Source organism: Paenibacillus sp. NPDC056579 (assembly GCF_042793215.1).
GTDB lineage: Bacteria > Bacillota > Bacilli > Paenibacillales > NBRC-103111 > Paenibacillus_S.
Genome location: NZ_JBHTVD010000021.1, coordinates 19,601 through 46,520 on the forward strand (window position 1 = coordinate 19,601; position 26,920 = coordinate 46,520).

Here is a 26,920-nt window from a genome sequence, read left to right on the forward strand (position 1 = left end):
TAAAAAGGCTGTCCCTCGCCGGTTTACCGGCATAAGACAGGCTCCTCTCACAGCAGCAGGCATTCCTATTCGCCTGCCTGCCGCGCAGGGAGCCTGTCGCCAAGGGACAGCCTCTTCTTCGTTATGGTTACAGCTGCTCCAGCAGCACTTGATATTTCTGTATGTCTCCCGCGCCCATGAACACCAGCACGCTGTTTTCATAGCCGGATAAGTCGGCGACATTGCATTCCGAAATGAGCTGGGCGTTCGGAATTTGCGCCTTCAGCTGCTCGATCGAAACGCTGCCGAACACTTCTCTGGCCGAGCCGAAGATCGGGCATAAGAATACGTCGTCAGCCGCGCGCAGCGATACAGCGAAATCATCCATCAGCTTCTCCACGCGGCTGAACGTATGAGGCTGAAACACGCCTACGACGCGCTTCTCGGGGTATTTGCTCCGTACCGCTTCCAGCGTCGCCGTAATCTCGGACGGATGATGGGCGTAATCGTCGATCAGCACGTTGCCCTTCCACTGCTTCTCCGTAAACCGCCGCTTCACGCCGGCAAACGTCGCGATACTCTCGCGAATGCGTTCCAGGTCCAGATCCAGCAGCAGCGCCGTTCCGATAACGGCCAATGCGTTCAGGACGTTATGTCTGCCGAAGGTCGGAATGACGAACCGCCCCAGCTTCGAATCACGCCAATGCACTTCGAAGGCAACTCCACCTTCAGCGACTTCCGGTTCCGACGCTCTCAGATCATTATGCTCCATGAACCCGTACTTGAGCAGCTTTTTGCTAGTTTGCAGCTGTCTTACTTGCGGGTCGTCACCACAAACAATCAGCTGCCTTCCGACTTGCGAAGCCATTTCCTCAAAAGCGGAACGCACGTCCTGAATATCGGCAAAATAATCGGGATGATCGAAATCTATATTTGTGATCACGGCAATTTCCGGCCGGTATGCAAGGAAATGCCGCTTGTACTCACAGCTCTCGAAGATGAACAGCTCGGCACCGGCGCTTCCTTTTCCCGTACCGTCGCCAATCAGGCTGCTGACCTGTTTTACGGCTCCCAGCGTATGAGCCATCATGCCGGTTGTCGTCGTTTTGCCGTGTGAGCCTGTAATAGCAATACTCGTATACTCGCGCATCCACTGGCCCAGAAAATGATGATACCGCTCGATGGCATACCCCGCCTGCCTACAGCGAGCCACCGCCGGGTGATCGTCGGTAAACGCATTCGATACGATAACCGTCAAATCCGGCAGGACAAGCGGCCCCTCCCCAAAAGGATATATAGAAATATGGCGCGCATCAAGCGCGGTCTGCGTGAACAAATGAGTCTCGATGTCCTCGCCCTGGACGTTATGCCCAAGATCATGCAGCATTTGTGCCAACGCACTCATCCCGCTGCCTTTAATCCCGATAAAATGATAGTTCGCCATTGCTAACCCCCGCAGCTATATAGTCACATGCCTACAGTATATGTAAAAGATTTCAAAGTGCTTTTCACAGCCCATATTTTTTTACAATGGACTTATTGTACGAGATTCTTAATAACGAAGCAACCTTTAAACCCTGATAAATCACTGTCTTGTCTATCATTCTAGCCCCTCAGCCGACTCCTTATACGACTAGGGATTTCCCCAAATAAGTATACGTCATATTTTCTGCCATCAAATCCAGTAAAAAAGAACATTCATCGCTGCACGACATGATTACACCATTATTTCTAACACCAAAATGAATCTTGATGTTTTTTTTGCAAACCTCTTCCACAATGATAACTTTTATGTTATATTAACTAACATAAAACAAAGCTCATCCTCGCTGATTTCGAAAGTTACCATCTTTCAACAGCAGGTTATGTAATGTTAAATAACATAATACTTGTTTTCTAGGGTTCCGCGGAATGGATGTCCGGCCTGGTCCGAGAGAAAACGCACGGCCGACGCTGTGTTCACGGAGGGATAAAAGCCCGGGAGATGATCGTAACGATACTCTCCTGGGCTTTTTTTGTTGTTCATAACACGGGCACAGCCTGTGATGTACTTTAACAAGCCTAAGGAAAGGGTGTACCCTCATGAAAGAAGAAGCAACCCTGCGCAAGTCGCTAACCCTATTTCAAGTCGTATTTCTTGGTCTCGCATGGATGACCCCGATGATTTACTTCTCGGTTTACGGCATTGCCTACGAGAACTCGCATGGCATGATGACCCAGGCTTATTTGCTTGCCTTCATCGCCATCTTTTTCACCGCATTCAGCTACGGCGTCATGTCCAAGAAATACCCCACCTCCGGCTCCGCTTACGCTTATGCCAAACGGGCCATCCACCCTTACCTCGGCTTTTTGGTAGGCTGGGCGCTCCTGCTGGATTACTTGTTCTCGCCGATCATTGCCTGCCTGACCTTCGGCATTTACCTCCATGCGCAGTTCCCTTCCGTTCCCGCATATATATGGATCATCGCTTTGAATCTTCTGCTCGCTGTCGTTAACATTATCGGAATCAATTTCTCTGCTAACCTCAGCAAGCTGTTCGTTTTAATTCAAATCGGATTTATCGCCATATTCTGCACCGTTCTCGTCAACAAGCTGATGTCCTCGGGTCAACCGGTTCAACCGTTATTTTCCGGCGATGTGCCTATATCCGTTATTTTGGCCGGCGCTTCGATTATTTGCTTCTCCTTTCTCGGCTTCGATTCCATAACAACGATGTCCGAAGAAACCATCCGTTCGGAAAAAACGATCCCGCGAGCCATTATGATCATCATTTTCACAGCGATCGTACTGTACACCGGTCCATCCGTATTGACGCAATTGGCTTTTCCGGCCATGACCTTCGATAACGTAGACACTGCGGGATTCGAGCTTGTAAAAATGGTCGGAGGAGCCGGGCTGAGCTCCTTGTTCATCACGGTGCTGATCATGGCAATCTTCACGCAGGGTTTGTCATCCGTCGTCAGCGTATCGCGATTGTTATATGTCATGGGCCGTGACTCGATCTTGCCCAAACGGTGTTTCGGCTTCGTTCACCCGAAATTCAACACGCCTACGAACAATATTATTATTGTTAGTGTCATCTCCTTGTTAGCTTTGGTCATCGATCTGGAGATGGCGGTGAAGTTCGTCAGCTTCGGAGCCTTGTCCGCTTTCATTTGCGTCAACTTGTCCGTCATCGCACAATGCTACTGGAAAGACAAGCAGCGCTCGTTCACGCAAACGATTAAATATTTGATCTGTCCGCTCATCGGTGCCTGCTTCATCAGCTGGCTGCTGTCGCTGCTGGACAAAGACGCGCTGATTATGGGCCTTGTCTGGCTGCTGCTCGGCATATCTTACCACTTGTACCGCACCAAATGGTCTACTGCCGGCCGTACCGGCGAAGCCCCGGATTTGAAGCAGCCTACCTCTGTTTAAAAAGAAAAATGGCCTCCCTGCTAATGGGAGGCCTCTTTTTTAATTATACACCTCGATCTCGTTGATCGTAGGCTCATCGCTGGCGGAGCTAATGTAGAGCCTCAAATACCTTGAATTGACGCTGGAGAAGCTGATCGTTTTGCTCGCCCCGATCGTCGTACCCGATGTACCTGCAATATCGGTGTATGTCGTACCGTCATTCGACGATTGAAGCTTGTAGGAAGTTACCCTTTGATAAGAAGATTCTTTAATCACCACTTGCTTGTAAGTAGTGGCAGCGCCAAAGTCGACGCTGATCCATTGGTTCGTCAGCGAACCGCTGGAAGCGGACCAGCGCGTTGACGTGCTGGCGTCAAACGCTTTGGCCGCCGTATACGAAGTGCTCCAGGTCGTGGATGCGGCATATGTTTTATTCAGCGCGAGATTGGTGCCGGGATTGGGGGTGGGGGTGGCGTCCTCCAGCTTGCCGTTCCCGGCCCAGGCTGCAAGCTTCGGCCAGATCGATCCCGTCAGCTGCTCCGGCAGCGTCACATTCCCGACGGCAGCAGCTCCCAGCCGGTCCTGAAGCTGCTGATAATACAAGCTGCGTGGCTCTACCCGGACGCCGAAGGAATCGTAGCCTCCTGCACCGCTCTTGCCCCCGGAGGCGGAACCTATGCTCCAGTTTTTCGCCCCGATCGGACTGTCTACAATCATTTGATTGGCCCCTTCGCTGTTCCAGAATATCGTCTGCGCACCCGCCCAGCCATGTCCTGTACCTGAGGCTCCCCGGTTGCGTACATTGAGCTCCAGCGTCTTGATGTTGTCGAATAACAGGCCTGTAGCATAACGATGATGCGGACCGGCGTCGTCATGCGAATTGACGGACAAACTGTCCACGAAAACATTCGGTCCGGGCACTCTCGATCCCGTCACGAAATCATGTCTGCCCTCGGAAGTATACAGCCTCTGGAACAAGTTAAAGGTAGCGCCATTCTCGATGTTGAACGAGTACCGGCGTCCGCCCGTCACTTGCGATTTGCCGTCCAGATAGGCGCTGTCCTGTACGGTAATATTGCGTGACATTTTGCTTAAATTGACGGCGGAGTAGCCGAAATACCGCGCTGTAACGCCGGACACCCATCCGTTTTCCACCAGCACGAACTTGATCGCATTCCAGCCGTGATTTTCATCGGTATTGCTCGCGTATGCGGACTCGATTCGGAGATTTTCGACTCCGACTTTTTGAATGCGGTCTGGCACCGTATATTTGAAGATTGCGCCTCCGCCGTATTTCGTCTCCATAGCCTGCACGATCGGAGCATCGATAGTAATCGTATTCCCGCTTTTGGCGGTAATTGTTCTCTCGTAATCGACTGCATAGTCATCCGCCGTCCATCCGTATTGGGCCATATTGAGATCGGTAATCCAGGTGTCGTTCGGCGTTCGCTCGACCATGATGCGGTCTCCCACATTGAAACCGGATGCCGAAGCTACATTGAAGCTTTTTGCTCCGGTAGGTACATACGCTGTCGATATGGACTGGCGCGTCCCGGCCGTCTCGACCCAGTTCGGCTTGCCCGCAGGGTCCGGCCCTACCTGGATGAAGTCGTTCTGGTATGTGGCCATATCTTTAATTATGGTCCCGTCGGTCCCTTGGCCCGCCCCTCGAAGCACAACGCCGCCTACAGGGATGTGCAGCTCTCCGTTCACCTCATACGTGCCTGCATTCAAGTACACGGCACCGCGAACCCCATTCGCATCCGGCGTCAATCCGGAAACGTAATCGATGGCATTTTGGATGGTCAGCCTGTCGTCCCCGGCTACCGGACTTACCGTCTGCTTCACCGGGACGTTCGGCAGTGCGACACCGCCTCCCATATATCCCGCATTGGAGAAATCGGGAATCGTATTGACCGAATTGGTTTGCCCCTGATTGGCATAGGTGTTGTACACGAGCTGCCCGCTTGATAAATACACAAGCGAGCTGGAAGCAGCCGATGCCGCCCCTCCCCAGCCGACAGCTGCCAAACTTACGGCTAGAGCGGATAATACGTATCGCCCGGCCCATTTTGTTACTTTCATAACTTTCCTCCTCGTATAGTTTGTTTTGGAAACGCAAGCCATAATGAAAGGCTGAAGCGTTTACATTTTTCTTAAGTGGCGATGAATCACTCCTCACATCCTGTATTTCACTCTGATATAAGAAAATACGAGCCTCCTCTTGGAGAAGGCCCGTATTTATTGTATACAATGTTTTCCAGATTAGAACTTATTTTCTAGCATTAAAGCGATCGTAGGCGGCTTGATAAATTTTTTGCGCCTCGTCAATGCCCATGCTTTTAAGACGCTTCTGGAATTCGTCGATTTTGCTTACAGGGTCGGCCCCCATCAAAATACGCAATACCGTCTCCTGCTTGTACGTGTTAATATCGCTCATAATCGAACCGAGCTTGGAGCTTTCCTCACTTGTCAAGCTTAACGACGTCGGCGTGTTCAACGAGGTATCCGCTCCGGCGAACAGCTTGATCGATTCTTTTTGCTCCGGGAAAGGCATCGAAATTTGACTCCACGCATCGTATTCCATGACCTTTGTATGTCCGAAGACCGAGGTTGCATAGCGATACAGCGCTTGCTGAGGCGATTTGCCGTCCGGGCTTTTCATAATCTCGTCGGTGAATGCTTTCTTACCGTCTTTGACGGTGTAGCTCTTGCCTTCGATACCCCAGTTCAACAACGCCTGGCCTTCCTCGGAGTACATGTAGTCGATCAACCGGACGATTTCCTTCGGATATTTGGACGTCTTGGTGATGACGCCTGCGTAACCAACCTTCTGAACGGTGTTGGAAGCGTAGTTGTACGACTTGCCTCCAGGTCCGATAGGCGGCTTCACTCCGATAAGCGAATAGTTCGGATTTTTCGTTCTGACAACAGTCGTCGTGTTCCCGATAATCGATCCCAGCGAGCCGTACGTCGTACCGACCTGCTCGTTTTGCAGCTTCGTCGTCAAGCCTTTGGCATCCGTAGAAGCAAACTCCGAGTCGATCAGGCCTTCTTTATACCAGCTTGCCATCGTAGTCAAGTAGTCCTTGTATTGCGGCTGCATCGGTCCGTAGAGCAGCTTTCCGCTGGCCGGGTCTTTATAGAAGCCGTCCAAAATGCCCCAAGCCGCCGTAAATTCGGACATTCCGCTTCCTACACCGCCCAATGCCGTTCCGCTTGGCGCTTTGGCGATGCTGTACGGAATTTCGTCCTGCTTGCCGTTGCCGTTCGGATCCTTCTCCTTGAACGCCTTCAATACGGTATGCCATTCGTCAATCGTTGCAGGCGGCTTCAGAGCGAGCTTATCCAGCCAGTCCTTGCGGATAATCAAGCCGTTGTAGCTTGTTCTCATCGGGTCCGGATCGAGCTGGAAAAAGGCCGGATACGTGCCGTCATCCAGTGTCGCGAACTTTTTCACATCCGGATATTTATCCAACGCTTTCTTGTAGTTGACGGCATACTTGTCCATGTAATCGTTCAGCTTGAGAGCGACACCGTCATTGATAAGGCCCGTCAAACCGCGTGGCACACTGGCCCAATCCCAGAAAATAACGTCCGGATAGTCGCCGGAAGCCAGCATGACGTTGATTGCATCCGGAGTGTTCGGCGGGTGTACGAATTCGATTTTGATCCCGGTCCGCTTCTCCAGCTCTTTAAACGCTTCCATTTCGCTCATGCTTTTCAGCTCGGTTTCAACGAAATTCTTTTGGTACCACTTGATCGTAATCGGCGTTTTCGCAATAGGAAGCGCAAGCGATTCGACTTCGCCCGAATTGGACGCAGCCGCATCCTTCGCATCTTCCTTGCTGCCTCCACAGCCTGCCAACACGCCGCCCAGCAGGACAAAGGCCATCATCGCTTGAACGGTTTTCATGTTCTTCTTCATAGCAAACAGTTCCCCCTGAATTCGTATAATGTATTACAGCCAGCGCCCGTTATGGACGTCAGCGCTAACCCTTGATTGCTCCAATCATGACGCCTTTGGCAAAATAACGCTGCAAAAACGGATACACAATAAGCACCGGAATGGTAGCTACCATGATGGTCGAGTATTTGATGACCTCGCTCATATCCTGGCCTTTCTTGTCAATGCCGAGCGTAACCATCATATCTTCCGTGTTGTTGTTGATCAGAATGTTGCGCAGCACCAGCTGCAGCGGATACAGCTCCGCTTTGTTCAAATAAATCGATGCGTTGAACCATGCGTTCCAATGCCCTACTCCGTAATACAGGATCATGACGGATATAACCGGCATCGACAACGGAATAATAATACGGAACAAAATGACCCAGTCGCCCGCTCCGTCCAGCCTGGCCGACTCCTCCAGACTTTCGGGAATCGATTGAAAATACGTCCGCATAATGATTAGGTTCATCGTGCTGATAAGCCCCGGAAGAACAAGCGCTCCAATCGAATTCAGCAGCCCCATCCCTTTGATCATCAAATAGGTTGGAATCAAGCCGCCACTGAAAAACATCGTAAAGACGATGAACATCATAACGTAATTGCGCAGCAGCACGCCTTTGCGGGATAACGCATATGCCATCAAAGCCGTAACGAGCACGTTCAGCGCCGTTCCGACGGTCACATAGATCAAGGTGTTTTTATAACCCGATACGATCAGCGGATTGCTGAGCACGAGCTTATACGCTTCCCACTGAATCCCTATCGGATGAAAAAGCAGTCCGCTGTGCGAAGCAAGCTCGGACGGTGTGCTTACCGACGCGAAGGCGACGTGTAAAAATGGGTAAAGAGTCACAGCCGTAAGAGTGCATAAGAACAAGACGTTGATACAATCAAAAAACATTTCACCGGCACTTTTTTTCTTCACCGTTCCGTCCTCCTTACCACAAGCTGGAATCGGAGAATTTGCGGCTTATTTTGTTGGCCCCGATCAGCAGGATGAAATTGATTAGCGAGTTGAACAAGCCGATGGCGGCACTGTAGCTGTAATTCGCATCCACCAGACCTTTGCGGTACACGAAGGAGGAGATGACGTCCGCCGTTTCGTAGGTGGAAGGGTTATACAGCAAAATGATTTTTTCGAACCCTACGTCCATCATATGCCCGATTCTTAAGATAAGCAGAATAATGATCGTCGGCATGATGCCCGGTATCGTTACGTTAAGCATTTGGCGCCAGCGACCCGCACCGTCGATTTTGGCGGCGTCGTACAGCTCTTGGTCGATACCCGACAATGCTGCCAGATAAATGATTGAGCCCCAGCCGATCTCCTGCCAAATCCCCGAGCTGACGAAGATCGTACGGAACAAATCCGAATTCATAAGCAGATTGTCTCTGCTGCCTCCGAACCAAACGATAATATCGTTGATCAAGCCGTTCTTGGACGTGAAGTCGACAAGCAAGCCGCAAATAACCATAATAGAGACGAAATGCGGCAGGTAGGTCAACGTTTGCACCGTTCTCTTGAACCACTGCTTGCGGAGCTCGTTCAACAGCAGAGCGAGAATGATCGGTGCGGGAAATCCGAACAATAAGGAGTAAAAGTTCAGCAGCAGCGTGTTCTTAATAATACGTACGAAGTAGTAGCTGCGAAAAAATTCCTGAAAATGCTTGAACCCCACCCATTCGCTTCCCCAAATGCCTGCAACCGGAGTAAAGTGCTTGAATGCAATCGTCGCTCCGTACATCGGCACGTAGTGAAAAATAATGTAATACAGCAACCCCGGCAGCATCATGAGGTAAATGTACTTGTTCCTAATGATGTCTCGAGTCAAAATCTGAATGCCTTTAGGCATCGCCCGCTCCCGGTTCAACGTTCCCCCGTTCGCACTTTGGCGGGTAGCATCCATACCTTGGTTCCCCCATTCCTGATGTTGGTTTCTCGAGATTGATCATAGTCAACAGGCGGGGGTCCGGTAAAGAACCATTCCTTACGAGCCGTTGATTTTCCTTACGGAAATTCGTTATATAAATTTCATTATCATTTCTTAAGGTGCGTCACTGCGGGCTTTCCCGGTATTCTCCCGGTGTGCAGCCGACATACTTTTTGAAATTGCGGATCAAGACGACGTTGTTGGAATAGCCTACTTTCGAGGCAATTTCCTGAAGGGAGAGAGACTCCTCGAGCAATATTTTTTTGGCCGCCTCGATCCTTAGCTTGTTCACATAGTTCAGGAAATTTTCCCCCACCTGCTCTTTGAAAAAGCCGGACAAGTAGGTCGGGCTCAAATTAAATACCCCGGACACCTTCGTTAAGCTCAGATCTGGGTCGGCAAAGTGCTCGGCGATAAATGCCGTAATCCGGTCCTCGAGCTGATAGCTGTGCTTTTTCTTGCCCTCGTGAATGTGCTCGCAAATGCGCTCGTAAATCCACAGCAGCGTGCTCTGCATCTCCTGTATCGTCCGGCTGGAAATAAGCTTGGAGTACGGCTCCGGCCCGTCGGCAAAAATGACCTCATAATCCATGGCCGAGCTGTTCAGCACTTTGATCGCCGTACCCATCATATCGAAATACAGACAGCGCGCCATCTCGATCGGCAATTGACCGGTTACGAAGTTCATTTCATAGACGTCGTTCATAATTTCACGTACTTTTTTGATGTCCCCGTGCTTGATACTGCTGAGCAGAAGCTCCTCCGTCTGAATCGGGTACACATACGTTTGCGGCTTGGACAACGACTGGACCTCATCGTAGCCGATTACGCTGCTGTACCCCTTCACCATTTGGTATTCCATTGCCTGGTACGCCTCCTGGTATGACAGATGGATGCCCTCCAGCTTCTCGTGAATGCCTCCGATGCTGACGGTGATCGTATTATGGAACTTGACGCCGATAAATTCCAACGCTTTGGTGGACAGCTCATGCAGCAGCTCGGTCATTCTGAACGAAGACTCCTCCACATTCAGCAGCAATCCAACACGATCGATATCGATGTCCACGGCATATGACAGCCCCGCTTCCTGACCCAGATGCTCCAACACATTACTTATGACAAATTTCGACAAATTTCGCTCTTTCAATTTGCTCTCATCATACTGATCCACATGAACCAGAATAACGGCAAAATAAGGGTTCGGCAGCTCGACCCCGATATCGTGCATCGCCTGCTCCTCCACCGTGATGCTGCCTTTCATCAGTCTCAAGAACATATTGGAACGGAGCACGGGCATCTGCCGCTGCATCGCTTGCACGAATTGCTCCTTCTCTTTAATGGCCGTATCCGCCACCCATTCGATAAGCTTCAATTCATTGGACTCGGCGATGGGCGCCGCTTTCCATTTGGTCTGGAACACATCGGCGAGCTTTTTGATAGGCTTGTATTTCCCTCTTGCCAAAATAACAGCCAGCACAATTCCTGCTGTAATCAATCCGATCGTAACCAGGATGACGAGATCCGTGATCCGTTTCAAATCCTGCTTGATGTTCTCGACGGAGGTTACCGACACATACTGGCGCTCGCGGTAAGGCGATGGAAGACTGGAGACGTAATATTGCTTATCCGCCACCTTTACAAACGAGCTTTTATGCTCATCCAATGGATTGGCAGGTACGCTTGCAAGCAGCTCCTGGTCTCCCAATTCGAACACCTTCTTCCCCTTCCGGTCCAGGACATACAAATTGCCGAATGAGGACGGGCCGTCGGACAGCAGACCTTCCAGCTTCGTGACGTCGACAGTGACGACTATGGTTGCGACAGCTTGCTTGATGGAGCCTTGGAATACGGATTGCATCAACGACACGACTTTCCGCGGCTCCGAAGCGTCGTTTTGCGACAGCTGAGCCGTACGGTATTCAAGATTCTGGATTTGATTGATCGTATATTTCCAATCGTCGAACGTCCAGTCCGAATAACGGTATACATACTTAGGAAAATCCTCGACCGTCGATTTGGCGCTTTCGGTGACCACCGATCCGGATTTTGGATAATAAATGTAAATACCATGAATAAAGCTGTTCGTCTTCTTGTACCGGTCGATCGTATTGATCAGCTTGCTCAAATTGTACTTGTCCAGTGCGTCCATATTTTCGGTGACGTTGACAAAGCGTTGAACCTCCGTATCGTAGGACAGGTTCATCGTTACCTCTTCTATGCTTTGCAGCCGATCGTCCAGCACACGCTGAGCCTGCTTCAGCATGGACCGGTTATACATTTCCGTTTCTTTGTGAATCAGCTGCGAATATTGCATATAGCTGAACGTCTCGATAGACAGCGGAATGATCAGCATGAGCAAGTAAGAAAACAAAATACCGGAGTAGACGGTACGGCGTTTCAGCCATCGGTTCATCCTCTCCAACCTCTTCCACCACCTCTTGAAAAGTCTTATAGACCAACACCCTGCCGAGGCAGGAGTTGGTCTATTAGCTTCTCTTACTTATACAACTATGATCTGATAAACGGCTCCCTGTTCGGTTGGGAATTCGATCTCGTCCGACACCCCGCTGGCAGTGGCGACAAGCCTGTCACCCTGTCTAATCTCAACGGGAGAAGCTGCCGCCAGCTTGCACACGCCTCCGTTGAGCGATACGATTTCCGCACGCTGAAGCCGCGACTCGCTCCATTGCAGCGATACTTCGAAGCCTCCACGTGCGCGCAATCCCTTCACGCGGCCTTCCGACCAAGACGACGGCAACGCCGGAAGCAGCCTCACATTGCCTTCATGCGATTGCAGCAGCATCTCGGCAATACCTGCGGTAGCCCCAAGGTTACCATCAATTTGGAAAATAAGCGGCGGATGCAAATCGAGCATATTGTCCGCGGTGCTGCTCTGCAGCAGCTTCGTAATCATCTCGTCCGCTCTGTCGCCCTCCAAGAAACGCGCCCACAGGCTGACAATCCAAGCGGTGCTCCAGCCTGTACCGCCTCCGCCATATTCGAGACGCCGCTCCAGAGCGACTCTCGCCGCTTCGGCCCAGCGTTCGTCGCGCAGCAGCTGGTCGTCCGGGAATACGCCGAACAGATGAGATAGATGCCTATGTCCTGGATCGAATTCCTCGTAATCCTCATCCCACTCCTGCAGCTGTCCGTACTTGCCGACCTTCGGATCCGGGAGCAGCGTTAGGGCTTCCGCCCACTCGCTGCGAAGCTCTTCGTCGATCTGCAGAATACCCGCAGCTTCGATACAACGCTCGAACAGCCCTCGTGCGATCTGAATATCCATTGCAGGGTCCATGCACAAGCGTCCGACCTGGCCGTTCGGCAGCTTGAATATGTTCTCCGGCGAAACGGTCGGTCCGATGTGCAGCTTCCCGTCTTCTCCCTTGAACAAGAAATCGAGAATAAACAGCGCCGCTTCCTTCATAAGCGGATAGCCGCGCTCAGACAGGAACGAACGGTCCAGGCTGAAGGTGTAGTGGTCCCATAAATGGAAGCACAGCCATGCTGCGCCCATTTGCCACAATCCTGCTCTCGCAAAGTCGGTCGGCGCCGTATCGCCCCATAAATCCGTGTTATGGTGGCACATGAAGCCGCGAGCACCGTACATCGACTTGGCCGACTCCTGCCCGTTAGGCAGCATGCGCTCCAAGTGATCGAACAGCGGAAAATGCAGCTCGGACAGGTTACAAATTTCCGCAGGCCAGTAGTTCATCTGGATGTTGATATTAATCGTATATTTGGAATCCCAAGGCGGGACATAGCTGTCGTTCCATATGCCCTGCAAGTTCGCCGGAATCGTCCCCGGACGGCTGCTGCTGATCAGCAGGTACCGGCCGTAATGGAAATACAGAGTAACGAGTCCCAAATCCTGCTCGCCGTTTTTGACGCGGGCTAGCCGCTCGTTCGTTGGCAGCTCATGAAGATTCCCGCTGTAATCATAGGCGAGCTCCAGCTCCATCCGGTCGAACCACTGCCGGTATTCGGCGATATGCCGTTCTTTTAGCTGCGTATAAGGAATGCGTGCGGCTTGCTCCAGCTCTTCTTGGCACCGTTCGCGGTACTGCTCATACCGGAAATCCGTCGACACTGTCAATACTAAGGTGACGGCATCGGCCTCTTCGATATAGATGTGATCTCCCAGCGTTCTGCTGCTCCCGCCCTCCAGAACCGCGTGCAGCCGGGCATGGAATTTCGTCCCCCATGCGCCGCATTGGCCGTCAAGGTTTACCGTATCGGCGGAAACCGCTTCGGTCACGGAGTCAAACTTGCGGAACAAATTGGCCCCGAATCTCAATGCATTCGGCTTATCCGCCGTGATTCTCACTATGAGCGCCTGATCCGGGGTGCTGGAGAACACTTCGCGGGTAAACACCGTATCTCCGATCCGGTAGCTTACTTTCACGATGCCTGTCTGCAAATCGAGCTCGCGGCGGTAGTCGGAAACCTCGCTTTCCCTCTGCCCCGGGAAAAATAAATTCAATTCTCCGAGCGTCTGATAAGGCGGCTGCCGCCGGGCGACGCCCATGATACCCATATCGGCCATATCATGCGCCTCTTCGACCTTGCCTTCCGCCAGAAGCTTACGCAGCACATCTATCGTCTGCAGCGAATCCGGATTGTTGCGGTTTATCGGTCCCCGGGTCCACACCGTATCCTCATTCAGCTGTATGACCTCGCGGTTAATTTCGCCATGCACCATTGCGCCGATTCGCCCGTTGCCAACAGGCAGCGCCTGAAGCCATTTCTTTGCCGGCTTGCGATAAAACAGCCTTGTGTCTTGCTTCCCGTGAATTGACGACACCATGAGTTCCCCCTTTTTGCCCGAAAAGAGCTTCGTTTACATTCATTCCTTTACTACTTTAGTGCAGCAATTGCTTGCTAAGGCTATTGTAAAGTGACTGTAACCGAACAGCCATGTACAATCCTCACATCTATGTATACAAAATTCACTTTTTTTCGACAAACCTCTCTTTTCCTATGTTGAACAATATGGGGACTAGCATCCACAAATTCCCATTGACAAATTATCAGACTTTTCTTACAATGAGTACACTACTTTGATAGTTCAATTATTTAATAACTCAATTATTTGGAGATGATCATCATGGAACATGTAAAAAACGTCGCTAAAGGCCTGCTTTGGGGCTTGCTCGGATTCGCGGCACTCCCTTTCCTTCTTATTCAAACCATCGTTGAACTATTCGGATAATTAATAGATGCTGCCCTGAAAAAGATGATCCTCGGATCGTCTTTTTCATTTTTTTTGCGTGCACTTGAATAAAAAAGCCGGAATACGCTATAATATGAAAAAATAAATACAACCAACTATGCCGATGATGAGAATCCAACTCGGAGGCGTTTTCGTCAAGGGGATTGATCCGTTCGTCTCGAATTCCCCCTAAGTTATCCGGCACCGCCCGTTACCGCGGAACCAAAGAGGATCGAGCAGATGTATGATTTGCTCGGTCAAGTTGGGTGGCACCGCGAGCTGAGCGCTCCTCGTCCCATACGGATGAGGGCGCTCTTTGTATTTTTCTAAGAAAAGGAGTGCGGATGCATGCTGGACATGAAGTGGATTCGAGACCATGAGGCTGCCTTACAGACGGTTGCCGATCAGAAAGGGATGGAGGTCTCCATTGCGGAGCTGGTGAAGCAGGATGAGCACAAAAGGCGCCTGCTGCAGGAAGTCGAACAGCTCCGGCAGGAACGAAATCAACGCTCGCAGGAGATCAATCGATTATTGCGTGCTGAGAAACAGGCGGAAGCCGAGGAAGAGAAGGAAAAGGTCCGTCACTTGGGCGGGCGACTAGCGGAGCTGGAGACACGGCTTGGCGATGCAGAGCAGGCATGCCATGCCCTCCTGCTTCGGGTGCCGAACATCGTATCGCCGGATACCCCCGTCGGCCGATCGGACGAAGATAACGTAGAGCTGCGAAAAGCAGGCGTACCGGTGAAGCCGGATTTCGGGCTCCGCGATCACGTCGCATTGGGTGAGCTGCATGATATGATCGACATTCCCCGGGGAGTCAAAACGGCAGGCAGCCGTCATTATTATTTGAAGGGCGCCGGGGTTCTGCTCCATCGCGCCGTGCAGCAGCTCGCGCTGGACCTTCTGCTGCGCAGAGGCTATGTGCCTTTGGAGGTTCCTACTATGGTCAGGACCGAGGCCATGACGAATACCGGCTTCTTCCCGCTCGGCCAGGATCAGACGTACCGGATCGGCGGCGAGGACCGGTGGCTGGTCGGGACGTCGGAGGTACCGCTTATTTCGTATTACAGCAACGAGATTATCGATGTGACGGAGCCGGTCAAGCTCGCCGCCGTATCCTCGTGCTTTCGCAGCGAGGTAGGATCGGCAGGCAAGGATGTGCACGGCCTATACCGCGTGCATCAATTCGCCAAGGTCGAGCAGGTCATCCTCTGCGAGGCAAGCTTGGAGCGGTCGGAGCAGCTGCTTCAGGAGATTACCGCCAACGCGGAGGAGCTGCTGCAGCTGCTGGAGCTCCCTTACCGCGTCATGGCCGTCTGCACCGGCGATATGTCGCAAAAAACCTACAAGCAGTACGACATCGAAACCTGGATGCCGAGCCGCGGCAGCTACGGCGAGACGCATTCGTCGTCCAACGTGCTGGACTTTCAGGCGCGCCGCTCGGGCATCCGCTACCGCGATGCCGAAGGCAAGCTGCGCTATTGCTACACGCTGAACAACACGGCAGTAGCGTCGCCTCGCATCTTGATTCCGCTGCTAGAGAATCATCAGGAGGAAGACGGCGCCATCCGGATTCCTGCCGCTTTGAGGCCGTATATGAACGGCCTGGAACGGCTGTTGCCGAGCGCGGAGCAGCCGGTCGATAAGCAGCTGCTGTAGAGCGTGAGAGCCTCGCGAGGGCGAAGCAAGCTGTCAGCTCACGTGCGGGCGGGATGCGCGGGGCTGGGGCTCTACTGTAACGCGCTTTTTCCGCGTTACAGACACAACCAGCCGCGTTACGCTGCGCCGTAACGCGGTTTTTCCGGCTTGCAGCGCGCTCTTGAGGCGCGCGGCCAGCCGCGGCACTCCTGTAACGCGCTTTTTCCGCGTTACAGACACACCCAGCCGCGTTACGCTGCCCCGTAACGCGGTTTTTCCGGCTTACCGTGCGCTCTCGGGGCGCGCGAGGGGCCGGGGCACTCCTGTAACGCGCTTTTTCCGCGTTACAGACACACCCAGCCGCGTTACGCTGCCCCGTAACGCGGTTTTTCCGGCTTACAGCGTACGGGCTGTCACCGTGCTCCGTTTTTCCGATACGAAGCGCAATTTCCCTCGTAAAAATTCGATGTGCCCAAACCGCGTCTCTCGCGATTTACACCCAACTTGCTGCATATCGTCTCGGAAGATACGTTAAACGCTCGATTACCTCGTCCAGCTCCCGTTTCATGCTTCCCTCCGAGAAACCATCCTAAAGTGGCCAGACTCGAGACAATGCTGTTGAAATCAGTGCACAAAAGCTTAGAAAACGGAGCAATATAAAACAAAACTACATTGTTGCCATTTTCCCCAGGGCTGCTAATTCATCCTTCACTTTCTTTACTGTTTCCTAAACCTTATCGTGTAAACCAATCATTATCCGTCAATTCGTTGATTCCGGCATGAATCGCACTATTTTTCAAACAAGGTAATAGAATTAAAATACTACCTTGACAGTCATAGTAATTTGTTGTATCATGCAGATGTGGGGGTGATGAAATGAGTGAGAACAAGATCACATCCGACCTGTTGCGCGGCCATACGGATACGATGATTTTACGGCTCTTGTCCGAAGCTGATCGCTATGGCTACGAGATCGTCAAGCTGATTGCCGAGCGGTCGGGCGGCGAATATGAATTAAAGGAAGCAACGATGTATTCCAGTGTCAAGAGGCTTGAAGTCGACGGAGATATCGAGTGGTATTGGGGCGATGAATCACAGGGAGGACGGCGCAAGTATTTTAGGATTACCGCAAAGGGCAAGGATACATACGCCCGCAACAAAAGCAATTGGGAGTATGCAAAGCGTGTGTTAGAAAATTTACTATAAGGAGATTTGATAGGATGAATCAGAAATTGACGGATTATCTGAACAGCGTGTTTACGCCATACGATGGGGTAAAAAGCGTCACCGAATTAAAGGCCGACCTGCTCTCCGATTTGCAGGAGCGATACCGCGAACTCAGAGCGGATGGCAAGGACGATGAAACAGCGTTTCAGATGACTATTGAGGGTATCGGCGACATCGAGCAGACGATCCTGGAGGTCGCCAACCTCTCCCGTTCGCTGGAACGGCAAGTACTGACCAACTTTAGCTCAAGCAATTTGGTGAAAAGCGACTTTGCAGGCGTTACGGCCCATAAAGGACAGTTTATAGGCAGCGCACTGCATGGTTCCGACTTTTCGGGCGCAGATTTGACCGGCAGCTCATTTAAGAGCAGCGACGTACGCGAAGCCAATTTTGACGGCGCGAATCTGACGGACTGCAGCCTATCGGCCCTTGACCTCAGGAATGCGAGCTTCAATAAGACGATCCTTGTACGAACCAATTTCAGCAAGTCAGGCCTTGATGGAGCCAAATTCACAGGAGTAAGACTGACCGACGTCACACTATCGATGACCGATCTTAGAAAAACGATTTTTGAAGGTTGTTCATTTGATGGTGTTGACTTCAAGTACTCCGATCTGGGCGGAATGTGTTTTGACGGACAGACGTTTATCGGCGTTACGTTTGACAAAGCGGCATTAAACGGAGTTTCGTTCAGGGGGGCTACTCTTAAAAATGTTTCTTTCCAGTCCGGGTTTACCTTTTCTAAGAAGTACTACCGTATGATCAAAACCATCTGCTTTGACGGCGCAACGATGGATAAACTGACCTTCGCTCTGCTCAAAGGCATGGAAGCCGATTTGTCAAAAGTGACAGTCATTTAAGGGAGGGAATCCAATGCAAACCGTGCAAGCCAATTCCATTCAAGTAAAAGGTCTGCAAAAATCCTACAAGCAGCTTCAAGTGCTGAAGGGCGTAGATTTCGAGGTGGAAAAGGGCAGTATTTTCGCCCTCCTCGGCTCCAACGGCGCAGGCAAGACAACGGTTGTCAAAATCCTCACCACGCTGCTCAAACAAGACAGCGGAACCGCTGTCATAAACGGATTCGATGTTGCGTCAAAACCCGAGAGCGTGCGGCAGGCGATCAGTCTGACCGGGCAATTCGCCGCCGTGGACGAAATTTTGACCGGACGGGAAAATCTTATCATGATTGCGAAGCTGCGTTACCTCAAGGATCCGCGTAAGGTGGCGGACGACGTGTTAAAACGGTTCGGCCTCACAGACGCTGCCGACCGCAGGGTGTCCACTTATTCGGGCGGTATGCGCCGCAGGCTGGACATCGCCTTGAGCCTTGTAGGAAATCCGCAGATTATTTTCCTTGACGAACCAACCACAGGGCTTGACCCCGAAGCGCGCATCGAGGTTTGGAAGATTGTCAAGGAGCTGGCCGACGGCGGTACGACCATATTTTTAACCACGCAGTATTTAGAGGAGGCTGAGCAGCTTGCCGACCGAATTGCCATCCTGCATGAGGGCAGGATTATCGCCAGCGGCACGCTCTCGGAGTTAAAAAAGCTGTTCCCCTCCGCCAAGGTAGAGTATGTTGAAAAGCAGCCGTCTTTGGAGGAAATATTCCTCGCCATCGTCGGCAAAAAGGAGGAAAAGTAAATGGAGACGGCAAAGAATCACTTTTTCAGCGATATGGGCGTTATGGTTGGACGCTCCATGCGACATATTTCCCGCAGCATGGATACCATCATCACGGTCACCATCATGCCGATCGCTTTTATGCTGCTGTTCGTCTATGTGTTCGGCGGCGCAATTCAAACCGGAACGGATAACTATGTGAATTACCTGCTGCCCGGTATACTACTGATTGCTATTGCTAGCGGTGTCGCCTACACGGCCTTCCGCCTGTTTACCGATGTGCAGCGTGGCATATTCGAGCGGTTTCACACTATGCCGATTTCCCGTTCCACCCTACTGTGGGGGCATGTCCTAACCTCGCTGGTATCCAACGCTTTATCCCTTGTCGTCATCCTTCTCGTAGCATTGATTATGGGCTTTCGTTCGTCGGCGGGTATTCTGTCATGGCTTGCAGTAGCCGGTATACTCGCGCTGTTTACACTGGCATTAACCTGGATAGCGGCGATTGCCGGGTTATCCGCAAAATCAGTGGATGGCGCAAGCGCCTTTTCCTACCCGATTATCTTCCTGCCGTTTATCAGCTCGGCGTTTGTGCCGACAGAGTCTATGCCGACTGCTGTTCGCGTCTTTGCCGAAAACCAGCCGGTGACCTCGATCGTGGAAGCCATCCGTGCATTATTGTCAGGTCATCAGGTGGGTAATGATATATGGATTGCGCTTGCGTGGTGCATCGGAATTACGCTCGTAGCTTATATCTTTGCGATGAGGGCGTATAAAAAGCGGGGGTAAAATAGTTAAAGAAGGAATCTAGTCCAATGATCAATATAAAACTTAGATATTATGTAAAAAGAAAACGCCAAGCCGGGGGACATCATCATAGGCTTGGCGTATATTTTTGTTATTTTAAGCTTTTGACCCCAATTAAGCTGTGTCCTGCCGCCGCCTTCAACCAACAGCTCAGCTCGGTCCCCACGGCCCAAGGCCAAGAGGAGCCCATATTATTCACTTACTCGTTCAGAGCGGCCCTCAATGCCGCAAGATTGTTTTTCATTATGCCGATGTAGTCCAGTTTGTCGGCTTTGTCTTTGTCAGTCAGCCCCTCGATCGGGTTCAGCACCGCCGTCTTGGCGCCGACTTCCTTGGCTACCGTCTCCGCCACTTTCGGTGCGACCAGCGTCTCAAAGAAAATCGTCTTCACCTGTTTCTCCTTAGCGAATTGGACGATTTCTCCCATTTCCCCCGGAGACGGCTCCTGCTCGGGTGACAAGCCTGCGATCGGAACTTGCGTCAAGCCATACCTTTTGGCCAAATATCCGAATGCCGCGTGCTGCGTAACGAATTCCTTGCGTTTGGCGCCGCTTAAGCCTTCCTTGAAGGCCCCGTCAAGCTCCTGCAGCTTAGCGATATAAGCATCCGCATTTTTCTTATAAGCCTCCTGATTCGCAGGATCGGCTTTTTCCAGCGCGGCTTGAATGGCCTTCACTTGCTTTTGCGCCAGGACCGGGTCTAACCAGACATGCGGATCCATTCCTTTTTCCTCTGCATGGTCATGATCTTTAGCGTCTTTCTCCTCTTTCCCGTCATGATCATGATCGTGTGCATGATCGTGGTCGTGCCCGTCTTCCCCTGTTCCCTCCATGAGCTCCAGATCTTTGGAAGCCTCCACAATGATCGTTTTATCCTGCTTAACGCTGTCCAGCGCTTTATCCACCCAGCTCTCCATACCGGCTCCGTTATATACGAACACCCCGGATTCCTGAATTCGCTTCATGTCTTGAGCGGTCGGCTCCCAATCGTGAGGCTCCACTCCACCCGGCACCAGGTTCACTACATCGGCCTTGTCCCCGGCTACATTGCGGGAAAACTCATACAATGGATAAAAGCTCGTCACCACCTTAAGCTTGCTTGCAGACGCCGTTGCGGGAGCGGCTGGTGCGGCGGCATCCCCGGACGTCGGCTTCGAATCCGTGCAGCCGGCCAGCACCAAGACTGAAGTCATCAGCACCGCCAGCGATGTTTGTAATAGTGTTCTCATTTGTATGACCCTCCATAAAAGTTCGTTTAATTAAACCGGCTTCCTTGCCGTGTCCATTGCGTTGAACGGACTTCCTTGTCGTTCCGCGTCAGCCGCTTATTAAGCAGCTTCCCTATGTAGACCCAGCATCTTTTCATTAGCAAGCCTACGATCAAAAACAAAAGCAATATCAGGGCAATCGTACCTCCAGGCGGCGTACTAAGCCGGTACGATGCGGTTAGACCAGTAAAAACACCGGTCAGCCCAATGCCCATCGAAAGCCATATCGCGGCTGTAAACCCGCGCGCCACCCGAATCGCAAGAGAGGCAGGCAAAATGACGAGCGAAGACACCAGAAGCACTCCGACGATAGGCATCGCTACGGCAACAGCCATTCCCGTTACGATGCTGAAGGAAAACGTCAGCAGCTTGACCCGCAGACCGCTGGTCTCCGCTGTCTCTTCGTCAAAGGTCAGCATGTACAAGGAACGCCGCAAGAAAAAGAAATACAATCCGCCTGCTGCGGCAACCGCCGACATCAATAGCAATTCCGTATTGCTGACGGCAACGATGGAGCCGAACAGGTAGGCGCTCATGCTTTTGGAAAGTCCCTGGTTCATATTCATGATGACCACAGCCGATGCCAGCCCGCCTATCATGATGATGGCGATGGATATTTCGCTGAACGAGCGGAACGACCTGCGGACGTATTCCACGGCGCATGCGCCTACGATCGCGGTGAGGAACGCAGTCCATACCGGATTCACATGAAGCAGAGACCCGATGGCAACCCCTGCCAAGGACACATGGGATAACGTATCCGCCATCAAAGCCTGCCTCCGCAGCATCAGGTACACACCTATTACCGATGCGAGCAGCGAGACTACGCCCCCGGCCAAAAATGCCCGCTGCATGAATTCGTAGTGCAGCATTTCCAATCGCCCCCCTCCTTTCGTTTCAGCTCGATTACGCGATCGATCTTCGGCAGCACCTCTTCCAAGTTGTGGGTGACTATGACTACCGTACGCTTGTGCTTTTTCACCTGCTCATCCATCAGCTCGTAGAACGCCAGCCTGCTTTCTTTATCCATCCCCGTCGTCGGCTCGTCTAGCACCAGCAAATCCGGCTCCTGCACCAACGCTCTCGCAATACAGATCCGCTGCTTCTGACCGCCGGACAGCTCGCCGATCCGGGAATCCCGGAAGCTCCACATGCCCACCTGCTTCAGCACCTGTTCCACTACCTGACGATCTTCGACGTTCCAGCGGGAATACCATCGTTTGCGAACAAATCGTCCAAAGCGGACAAACTCCATCACCTTACTCGGAAATCCGCTGTTAAATGCGGCCATCTGCTGCGGGACGTAGCCTACCCTCGTCTTCGTTCCGTCCCCTTGCTTTGCCGTCCCCGGATACATCACCTCGCCGCTCCACGGCTTCAGCAGGCCAAGCATCAGCTTGAGCAGCGTTGTTTTGGCAGCCCCGTTCGGTCCGACTATCGCAACAAATTCCCCTTGAGCTATCGATAGATGTACATCCTCGAGGCAGGGAAAATCCGTATAGCCGAATACGACGTTGCTCATTGCAGCTAATTCCATTGGGGCGTGCCCCTCCTTCCCGCACATGAGAATGATGGTTTGACTGTACCACAACATTAAATGTAATTATTACTATTAAAACCGACATGGACTATCATATAGGATAGTCGCCCGTTTGTAAATAGTATTTTTTACGATTATCACTTTGCATAAGAATACCTTTTCGTCATAAAAGGTTTCATTTCGATATATTTATTAAGAAACACCACCTCGGAAAGAAGGCGCGGCATGGACAAAACAAACCTGCTGCTGTACGGCTTGGCCGGGATTGCCGCCGTTCTGTGCGGAGCTTGGCTCGTGCAGCAGCATCAACCGATTCCCGATTATAAGCCGGTATCCGTATTTACGGAGGAGCCTTATACCTTTGAAGTCAAAATGAATACCGACCACGCCGTCGTGCTCAAGCCTAACGGCTTCACGGTAGAGATTCGCCAGGCGGATCAACGGCCTGTCAGCGGCGCGGCCATCGACATCACGTTGTCGATGCCGGATATGTTTTGCGGGACGAGTACGGTCAAGGCATCGGAAGTCGCGCCGGGAATTTATCACGGGGACGGCATCCCGCTGATGGCGGGAGCATCTACGGCCGATGTCAAAGTATCGTTGAACGGCCATACTTATTCGATGCAGCACCCATTCTGGGCGGCGCGCTGATGAATTGGCGCATGGGCGCAATCACGCGGGGTCGTTGCTAAGATCATTTTACCGAACCTGTCCCTACAAATTGAACGTGGATCTGAAGGTCAAATTCCGTCTTAGGATAGAGCTCCAGCCACTTTTGCCATTCGTCGTCAGAGACATGTCCCATAGCCCGGTACCTCAGCCCGAAGCCAATCGGATCCAGGCCGTGATCACGCAATCGCCTTAACAACCCAAGAAAACGCTCTTCCGCCTGCTTTGCGGCGACACGCTCAAGCCGGCTCCAATCCTGGGAATGCAGCCTCCTGCTCGATTCCTCCGCAACCCCCGTTATGTGAAAGGTCATCCGGATTTTGGGATTTACCTGCTCATTGAGCAGCTTGTATTTCATGCCGAATCGATTTATTGACATAGCAAAATCATCTTTACCGCTCTTAGTGTAAAGCTCGAAATTTTTATTTTTTTTCAACAGCTCGTTCAAAACCCGCGTTTCCTGCTCGCTTAGTTCGAGCTTTATCCTATGTTTGTCCATTACGGCTGCGCGCAGGATAGCAAACGACTCGCCAGACACCTGGATGATGGGCATATAAGGATCCTTGCCTCTTTCGGTAATGCGGCGCTGAAAGTCGGAGAGCCTTTCGGTCATAATATAAGAAGACTCGGTCCCCTCCCCGTTAAAGGACATAATCAAAGCGTTGGCCGGCAGCCTTTCAGACGGCGGCTTGGTGGACAGAATCTTTTCCGCGCTCGGCTCTCCGATAGCTACGTATCCGATCATTTGAGTATCCCGCCGGCGTACGAACCAATCCAGAGGCTTCTGAATGTCGTCATAAGCCAGACTTTTGCCGAACAAATAAATTTTCGTGTGACCGAAATCGAGCTCCTTGTCGACTTTGGATTTCAGCAATCGAACCGCTTCCGTGATCGTTGACGCGTCCTGGCTTATTAATTGAGAACGATTCGACTGCCCCGGCTCAACCTTAGCCGATGGAATTCCCAGCTTTAGAGTAACCCGGTAAGGCTTGGTATCGTCATTCGTTTTATCAATTCCAATCCCCAATACAAAGTAACGCTTGTCGATATCTTTAAACCCGCATCCCGACACTGACAGCATTACCGCAGTAAGAACAATAGAAATCCAGGCGCGCAACTAGGCTCCTCCCTTCCTCTTCCCAAGCCAGTAGACCATTATGACCAGCATGCATTCGCTCGGATATCGTATGATGAACCACCACTTGGCTACTTCGAGGAACTGCTTCTCGTTAAAATACTGCACCGTCAACAAGACAAGAATCGACATCACGATAAAGGGAAGCCAATTTCCTATCCATTTTTGGCGAATCTGCAAATCTTGAGCGGCACTTTTCATCAGCTCGCCCCCCACATGCCATGTCACGCAAACAAATAACAGGGATACGGACAAATAGAGCACGAGAAAAATGTAAATGACACGTTCAATAAAGCCGAATTCCAAACGCAGTGAATCCGCCGTACTGACCCATAGATGAACATACGATTCCACCCCTATGGTGCCATGCAGTCCGATTGGAATAAGAAAGCTGGACAGCATAACCAGCAGGCCGGTGACCGGTATAGCCCACGTATGCTTGAGCACCAATCCGGAGAACTCTCTGTTAAAGACGACCCAGTTGACATAGCCTGTGAACACGTAGGTTGCCGTTGAAACGATCGGAAAACTTGGCATTTGAGTGGAATAATGTGTCATAACCCTTACAGCATCCCAATCTAGCTCAGGGGACGTTACCGCCTTAAACAGGAGCAATATGATAAAAGGAACATTCAGCACCAGAATGATTTCCGCCACGTATAGGATGGAACGTGATTTGCCGGATGCCAGCCAGCAGCAGACCGTGAGGAAAAAACCGATCAACACAAAAAGATTGAATTCCGGATTGACAAACCGTTGAATGATTCTTGAATAAGCGATGACGATAATACCGCCTGCGGTAAACCACATGAAGCCGAGAAAGAAGACATACGGAATGCGAAACCACCTTGGAAAAAAAAGACGGAATATATCCGGAAGATCCTTGCCGGGAAACCGTCCCATTCCCTTACTGAATAAGTAAATGCAAATACACCCTGAAATTACGCTGAAGCCAATACCTAGCAACGCGCCGTTAAACCTCTGCTCTACCAATATGGTAGGAATGAAAAAGATCGTATTCGTCAGCATGCTCATGATCAGCAAATAATAAAAGTAGCGTTTCATGGGCGCGTCACTTGGAGCGTATCGGCCGCCCCTGAGCTGCTTCGCCGATGAACAGCTTCAAATAAGGCTCCCCGAAGCTTCTCATATTGGCCATATGGCCGATGAGGCAGAACAACCCGACCGCTGTGCCTACGATCCCAAAGAAGGAAGCGAATATAATAAACACATACTTCAAAATGCGCACGGAATAACTCATGACATTGATCGGGATGACAAAGTTGGAGATAGCGACCGCCGATGTGATAATAATCATAATGCTGCTGACAAGGCCTGCTTGCTGTGCCGCCTGGCCAAGAATCAAACCGCCGACCGTGGTGGCCGTCGAACCTATATATTTCGGCAGTCTTAAGCTGGCCTCCGTCAAAGCTTCGGTAAGGAACATCATGATGAGCACCTCGACATAGGAAGGATAAGGCACTGCCGCACGGCTGCCCGCAATGGACAATGTTAGCTGGACCCGCGTAATGTCCGGGTTGAACGAAACTATGGATATATAAATGGCCGGCAGCGTAATCGTGAGGAACAATGCCAAATAACGCAGAAGAACAAGAGCTCTTGCAACCCAGAAGCTCTGGTACAAGTCATCCATGGCCGACATGAAGTCATAAAAAACGGCCGGGGCAATAAGCGTGAACGGAGTGCCGTCGACCATGATCACTACTTTACCCTTGGCCAGATTCAATACGATTCGATCCGGCCTTTCCGTTACCAGCATCCGGGGGAACAAAGAAAGCCGGCGATTATTCATTCCGATCTCCAGCTGGGTTACCGACTGAAATATATCAAATTGGACGCGGGAGAGTCTCGATTGGACCTCTTCCAATAATTCCGGCTTTACCCGTGATTGATCGTACAGCATCAAAACTCGCGTCTTTGTAAGAGTGCCCAGTACGTAAGGCTCCGCCCGCAATTCTACGTTCGGATAACGGGAGCGGATAATTCCCAGGTTCGCATCGATGGATTCCGACAACGATTTTTGCGGTCCCAGCAAGGTTTGCTCGACCTTCATGTCCTCCGGCTGGTCGGATCTTATCTTCTTCGCCGGAATCGTGAACAAGGCATTGTCTAGGCGGACTATAATGGTCCCGTCCAATAAGTGATGATCGAGTGAAGCAGGCTCCTTTGCACTCATCATACTCCCTAAGGAGAGCAATTTCGTCTGAAGCTCTTCTTGGTTCTGGCTGCTGATAATCGCAGGAAGTACAAGGCTGTCCAACTGCTTCGCGTCAATCATCGAGACAAGATAAAAATACTGAACAAGAAATCCGCGGTCGGACATCGTCTTCCATACGAAATCATCGGACTTGCTCATAAACGGAAAGATCCGGTCCAGCCATAGCTCGCTCACCACATAGCACCTCGTTGCTTACACATTTGACTGTTATTATTAGCCAATAGATGAAAAAATATTATGCAGCGGCCTTGGCACGCTACCTGTCGTCCCTTGGACCGATATGAGTCGCAGAGAAAACAAACCAAGGA

20 protein-coding genes and 1 riboswitch are annotated in these 26,920 nt (G+C 51.4%); of the genes, 7 read left to right on the forward strand and 13 right to left on the reverse strand.

Annotation, left to right across the window (positions count from 1 at the left end):
* Window positions 1-127 precede the first annotated feature (127 nt).
* Complete coding sequence (gene murC / locus ACFQ88_RS38355; protein WP_379463063.1) at window positions 128-1,423, reverse strand: UDP-N-acetylmuramate--L-alanine ligase; 1,296 nt, start codon at window positions 1,421-1,423, stop codon at window positions 128-130.
* A 441-nt stretch (window positions 1,424-1,864) separates the two neighbouring features.
* Window positions 1,865-1,965, forward strand: a riboswitch (guanidine-I (ykkC/yxkD leader).
* A 96-nt stretch (window positions 1,966-2,061) separates the two neighbouring features.
* On the opposite strand from murC, the gene ACFQ88_RS38360 reads away from it, so the two are divergent.
* Window positions 2,062-3,396 (forward strand): APC family permease, encoded by a 1,335-nt coding sequence (locus ACFQ88_RS38360; protein ID WP_379463065.1) that lies wholly within the window; start codon window positions 2,062-2,064, stop codon window positions 3,394-3,396.
* A 39-nt stretch (window positions 3,397-3,435) separates the two neighbouring features.
* Here ACFQ88_RS38360 and ACFQ88_RS38365 read toward each other — a convergent pair whose 3' ends face one another.
* The 6 genes from ACFQ88_RS38365 to ACFQ88_RS38390 form a co-directional block, all read right to left on the reverse strand.
* The gene (locus ACFQ88_RS38365) at window positions 3,436-5,460 is read right to left on the reverse strand and encodes a discoidin domain-containing protein (protein WP_379463067.1); all 2,025 of its coding nucleotides are present in this window, start codon (window positions 5,458-5,460) and stop codon (window positions 3,436-3,438) included.
* Window positions 5,461-5,647: 187 nt separating this feature from the next.
* Window positions 5,648-7,303: an extracellular solute-binding protein gene (locus tag ACFQ88_RS38370; RefSeq protein ID WP_239628191.1), complete on the reverse strand. Its 1,656-nt coding sequence runs from the start codon at window positions 7,301-7,303 to the stop codon at window positions 5,648-5,650.
* Between the two features lie 64 nt (window positions 7,304-7,367).
* Window positions 7,368-8,225: a carbohydrate ABC transporter permease gene (locus tag ACFQ88_RS38375; RefSeq protein WP_379463141.1), complete on the reverse strand. Its 858-nt coding sequence runs from the start codon at window positions 8,223-8,225 to the stop codon at window positions 7,368-7,370.
* Between the two features lie 37 nt (window positions 8,226-8,262).
* Window positions 8,263-9,177, reverse strand: a complete 915-nt coding sequence (locus ACFQ88_RS38380) for an ABC transporter permease (protein WP_239635520.1) — start codon at window positions 9,175-9,177, stop codon at window positions 8,263-8,265.
* Between the two features lie 202 nt (window positions 9,178-9,379).
* Window positions 9,380-11,668 (reverse strand): helix-turn-helix domain-containing protein, encoded by a 2,289-nt coding sequence (locus tag ACFQ88_RS38385; RefSeq protein WP_239628192.1) that lies wholly within the window; start codon window positions 11,666-11,668, stop codon window positions 9,380-9,382.
* Between the two features lie 87 nt (window positions 11,669-11,755).
* Window positions 11,756-14,059 (reverse strand): glycoside hydrolase family 95 protein, encoded by a 2,304-nt coding sequence (locus ACFQ88_RS38390; protein WP_379463070.1) that lies wholly within the window; start codon window positions 14,057-14,059, stop codon window positions 11,756-11,758.
* A 756-nt stretch (window positions 14,060-14,815) separates the two neighbouring features.
* Here ACFQ88_RS38390 and serS point away from each other — a divergent pair.
* From serS to ACFQ88_RS38415, 5 genes are all read left to right on the forward strand, one after another.
* Window positions 14,816-16,126 carry a serine--tRNA ligase gene (gene serS / locus ACFQ88_RS38395; protein ID WP_379463072.1) on the forward strand — a complete coding sequence of 437 codons (1,311 nt, stop codon included), beginning with the start codon at window positions 14,816-14,818 and terminating at the stop codon, window positions 16,124-16,126.
* An 855-nt stretch (window positions 16,127-16,981) separates the two neighbouring features.
* The gene (locus ACFQ88_RS38400; RefSeq protein ID WP_239628197.1) at window positions 16,982-17,311 is read left to right on the forward strand and encodes a PadR family transcriptional regulator; all 330 of its coding nucleotides are present in this window, start codon (window positions 16,982-16,984) and stop codon (window positions 17,309-17,311) included.
* Between the two features lie 14 nt (window positions 17,312-17,325).
* On the forward strand, window positions 17,326-18,192 hold the full coding sequence (locus tag ACFQ88_RS38405; protein WP_379463081.1) for a pentapeptide repeat-containing protein: 867 nt from the start codon (window positions 17,326-17,328) through the stop codon (window positions 18,190-18,192).
* A 13-nt stretch (window positions 18,193-18,205) separates the two neighbouring features.
* The gene (locus ACFQ88_RS38410; RefSeq protein ID WP_275590428.1) at window positions 18,206-18,976 is read left to right on the forward strand and encodes an ABC transporter ATP-binding protein; all 771 of its coding nucleotides are present in this window, start codon (window positions 18,206-18,208) and stop codon (window positions 18,974-18,976) included.
* A complete protein-coding gene (locus ACFQ88_RS38415) occupies window positions 18,977-19,744 on the forward strand; it encodes an ABC transporter permease (RefSeq protein ID WP_239628200.1) in 768 nt (255 codons plus the stop codon). It abuts the gene before it with no gap.
* Between the two features lie 217 nt (window positions 19,745-19,961).
* On the opposite strand, the gene ACFQ88_RS38420 is transcribed toward ACFQ88_RS38415, so the two are convergent.
* The 3 genes from ACFQ88_RS38420 to ACFQ88_RS38430 are packed head-to-tail and all read right to left on the reverse strand — an operon-like array spanning window position 19,962 to window position 22,566.
* Window positions 19,962-20,990, reverse strand: a complete 1,029-nt coding sequence (locus ACFQ88_RS38420) for a metal ABC transporter substrate-binding protein (protein ID WP_379463084.1) — start codon at window positions 20,988-20,990, stop codon at window positions 19,962-19,964.
* 26 nt (window positions 20,991-21,016) lie between these two features.
* Complete coding sequence (locus tag ACFQ88_RS38425) at window positions 21,017-21,907, reverse strand: metal ABC transporter permease (RefSeq protein WP_379463086.1); 891 nt, start codon at window positions 21,905-21,907, stop codon at window positions 21,017-21,019.
* Window positions 21,853-22,566 carry a metal ABC transporter ATP-binding protein gene (locus tag ACFQ88_RS38430; protein ID WP_379463088.1) on the reverse strand — a complete coding sequence of 238 codons (714 nt, stop codon included), beginning with the start codon at window positions 22,564-22,566 and terminating at the stop codon, window positions 21,853-21,855. Before ACFQ88_RS38430 ends, ACFQ88_RS38425 begins: the two co-directional genes overlap by 55 nt.
* A gap of 228 nt (window positions 22,567-22,794) precedes the next feature.
* On the opposite strand from ACFQ88_RS38430, the gene ACFQ88_RS38435 reads away from it, so the two are divergent.
* Window positions 22,795-23,220: a FixH family protein gene (locus ACFQ88_RS38435; RefSeq protein ID WP_239628211.1), complete on the forward strand. Its 426-nt coding sequence runs from the start codon at window positions 22,795-22,797 to the stop codon at window positions 23,218-23,220.
* Between the two features lie 43 nt (window positions 23,221-23,263).
* Here ACFQ88_RS38435 and ACFQ88_RS38440 read toward each other — a convergent pair whose 3' ends face one another.
* From ACFQ88_RS38440 to ACFQ88_RS38450, 3 genes are read right to left on the reverse strand one after another with little or no spacing between them, the layout of a single operon-like run.
* Window positions 23,264-24,355 (reverse strand): Ger(x)C family spore germination protein, encoded by a 1,092-nt coding sequence (locus tag ACFQ88_RS38440; RefSeq protein ID WP_379463091.1) that lies wholly within the window; start codon window positions 24,353-24,355, stop codon window positions 23,264-23,266.
* The gene (locus ACFQ88_RS38445; RefSeq protein ID WP_379463092.1) at window positions 24,356-25,438 is read right to left on the reverse strand and encodes a GerAB/ArcD/ProY family transporter; all 1,083 of its coding nucleotides are present in this window, start codon (window positions 25,436-25,438) and stop codon (window positions 24,356-24,358) included.
* Window positions 25,439-25,445: 7 nt separating this feature from the next.
* Complete coding sequence (locus tag ACFQ88_RS38450; RefSeq protein WP_379463094.1) at window positions 25,446-26,786, reverse strand: spore germination protein; 1,341 nt, start codon at window positions 26,784-26,786, stop codon at window positions 25,446-25,448.
* Window positions 26,787-26,920 lie beyond the last annotated feature (134 nt).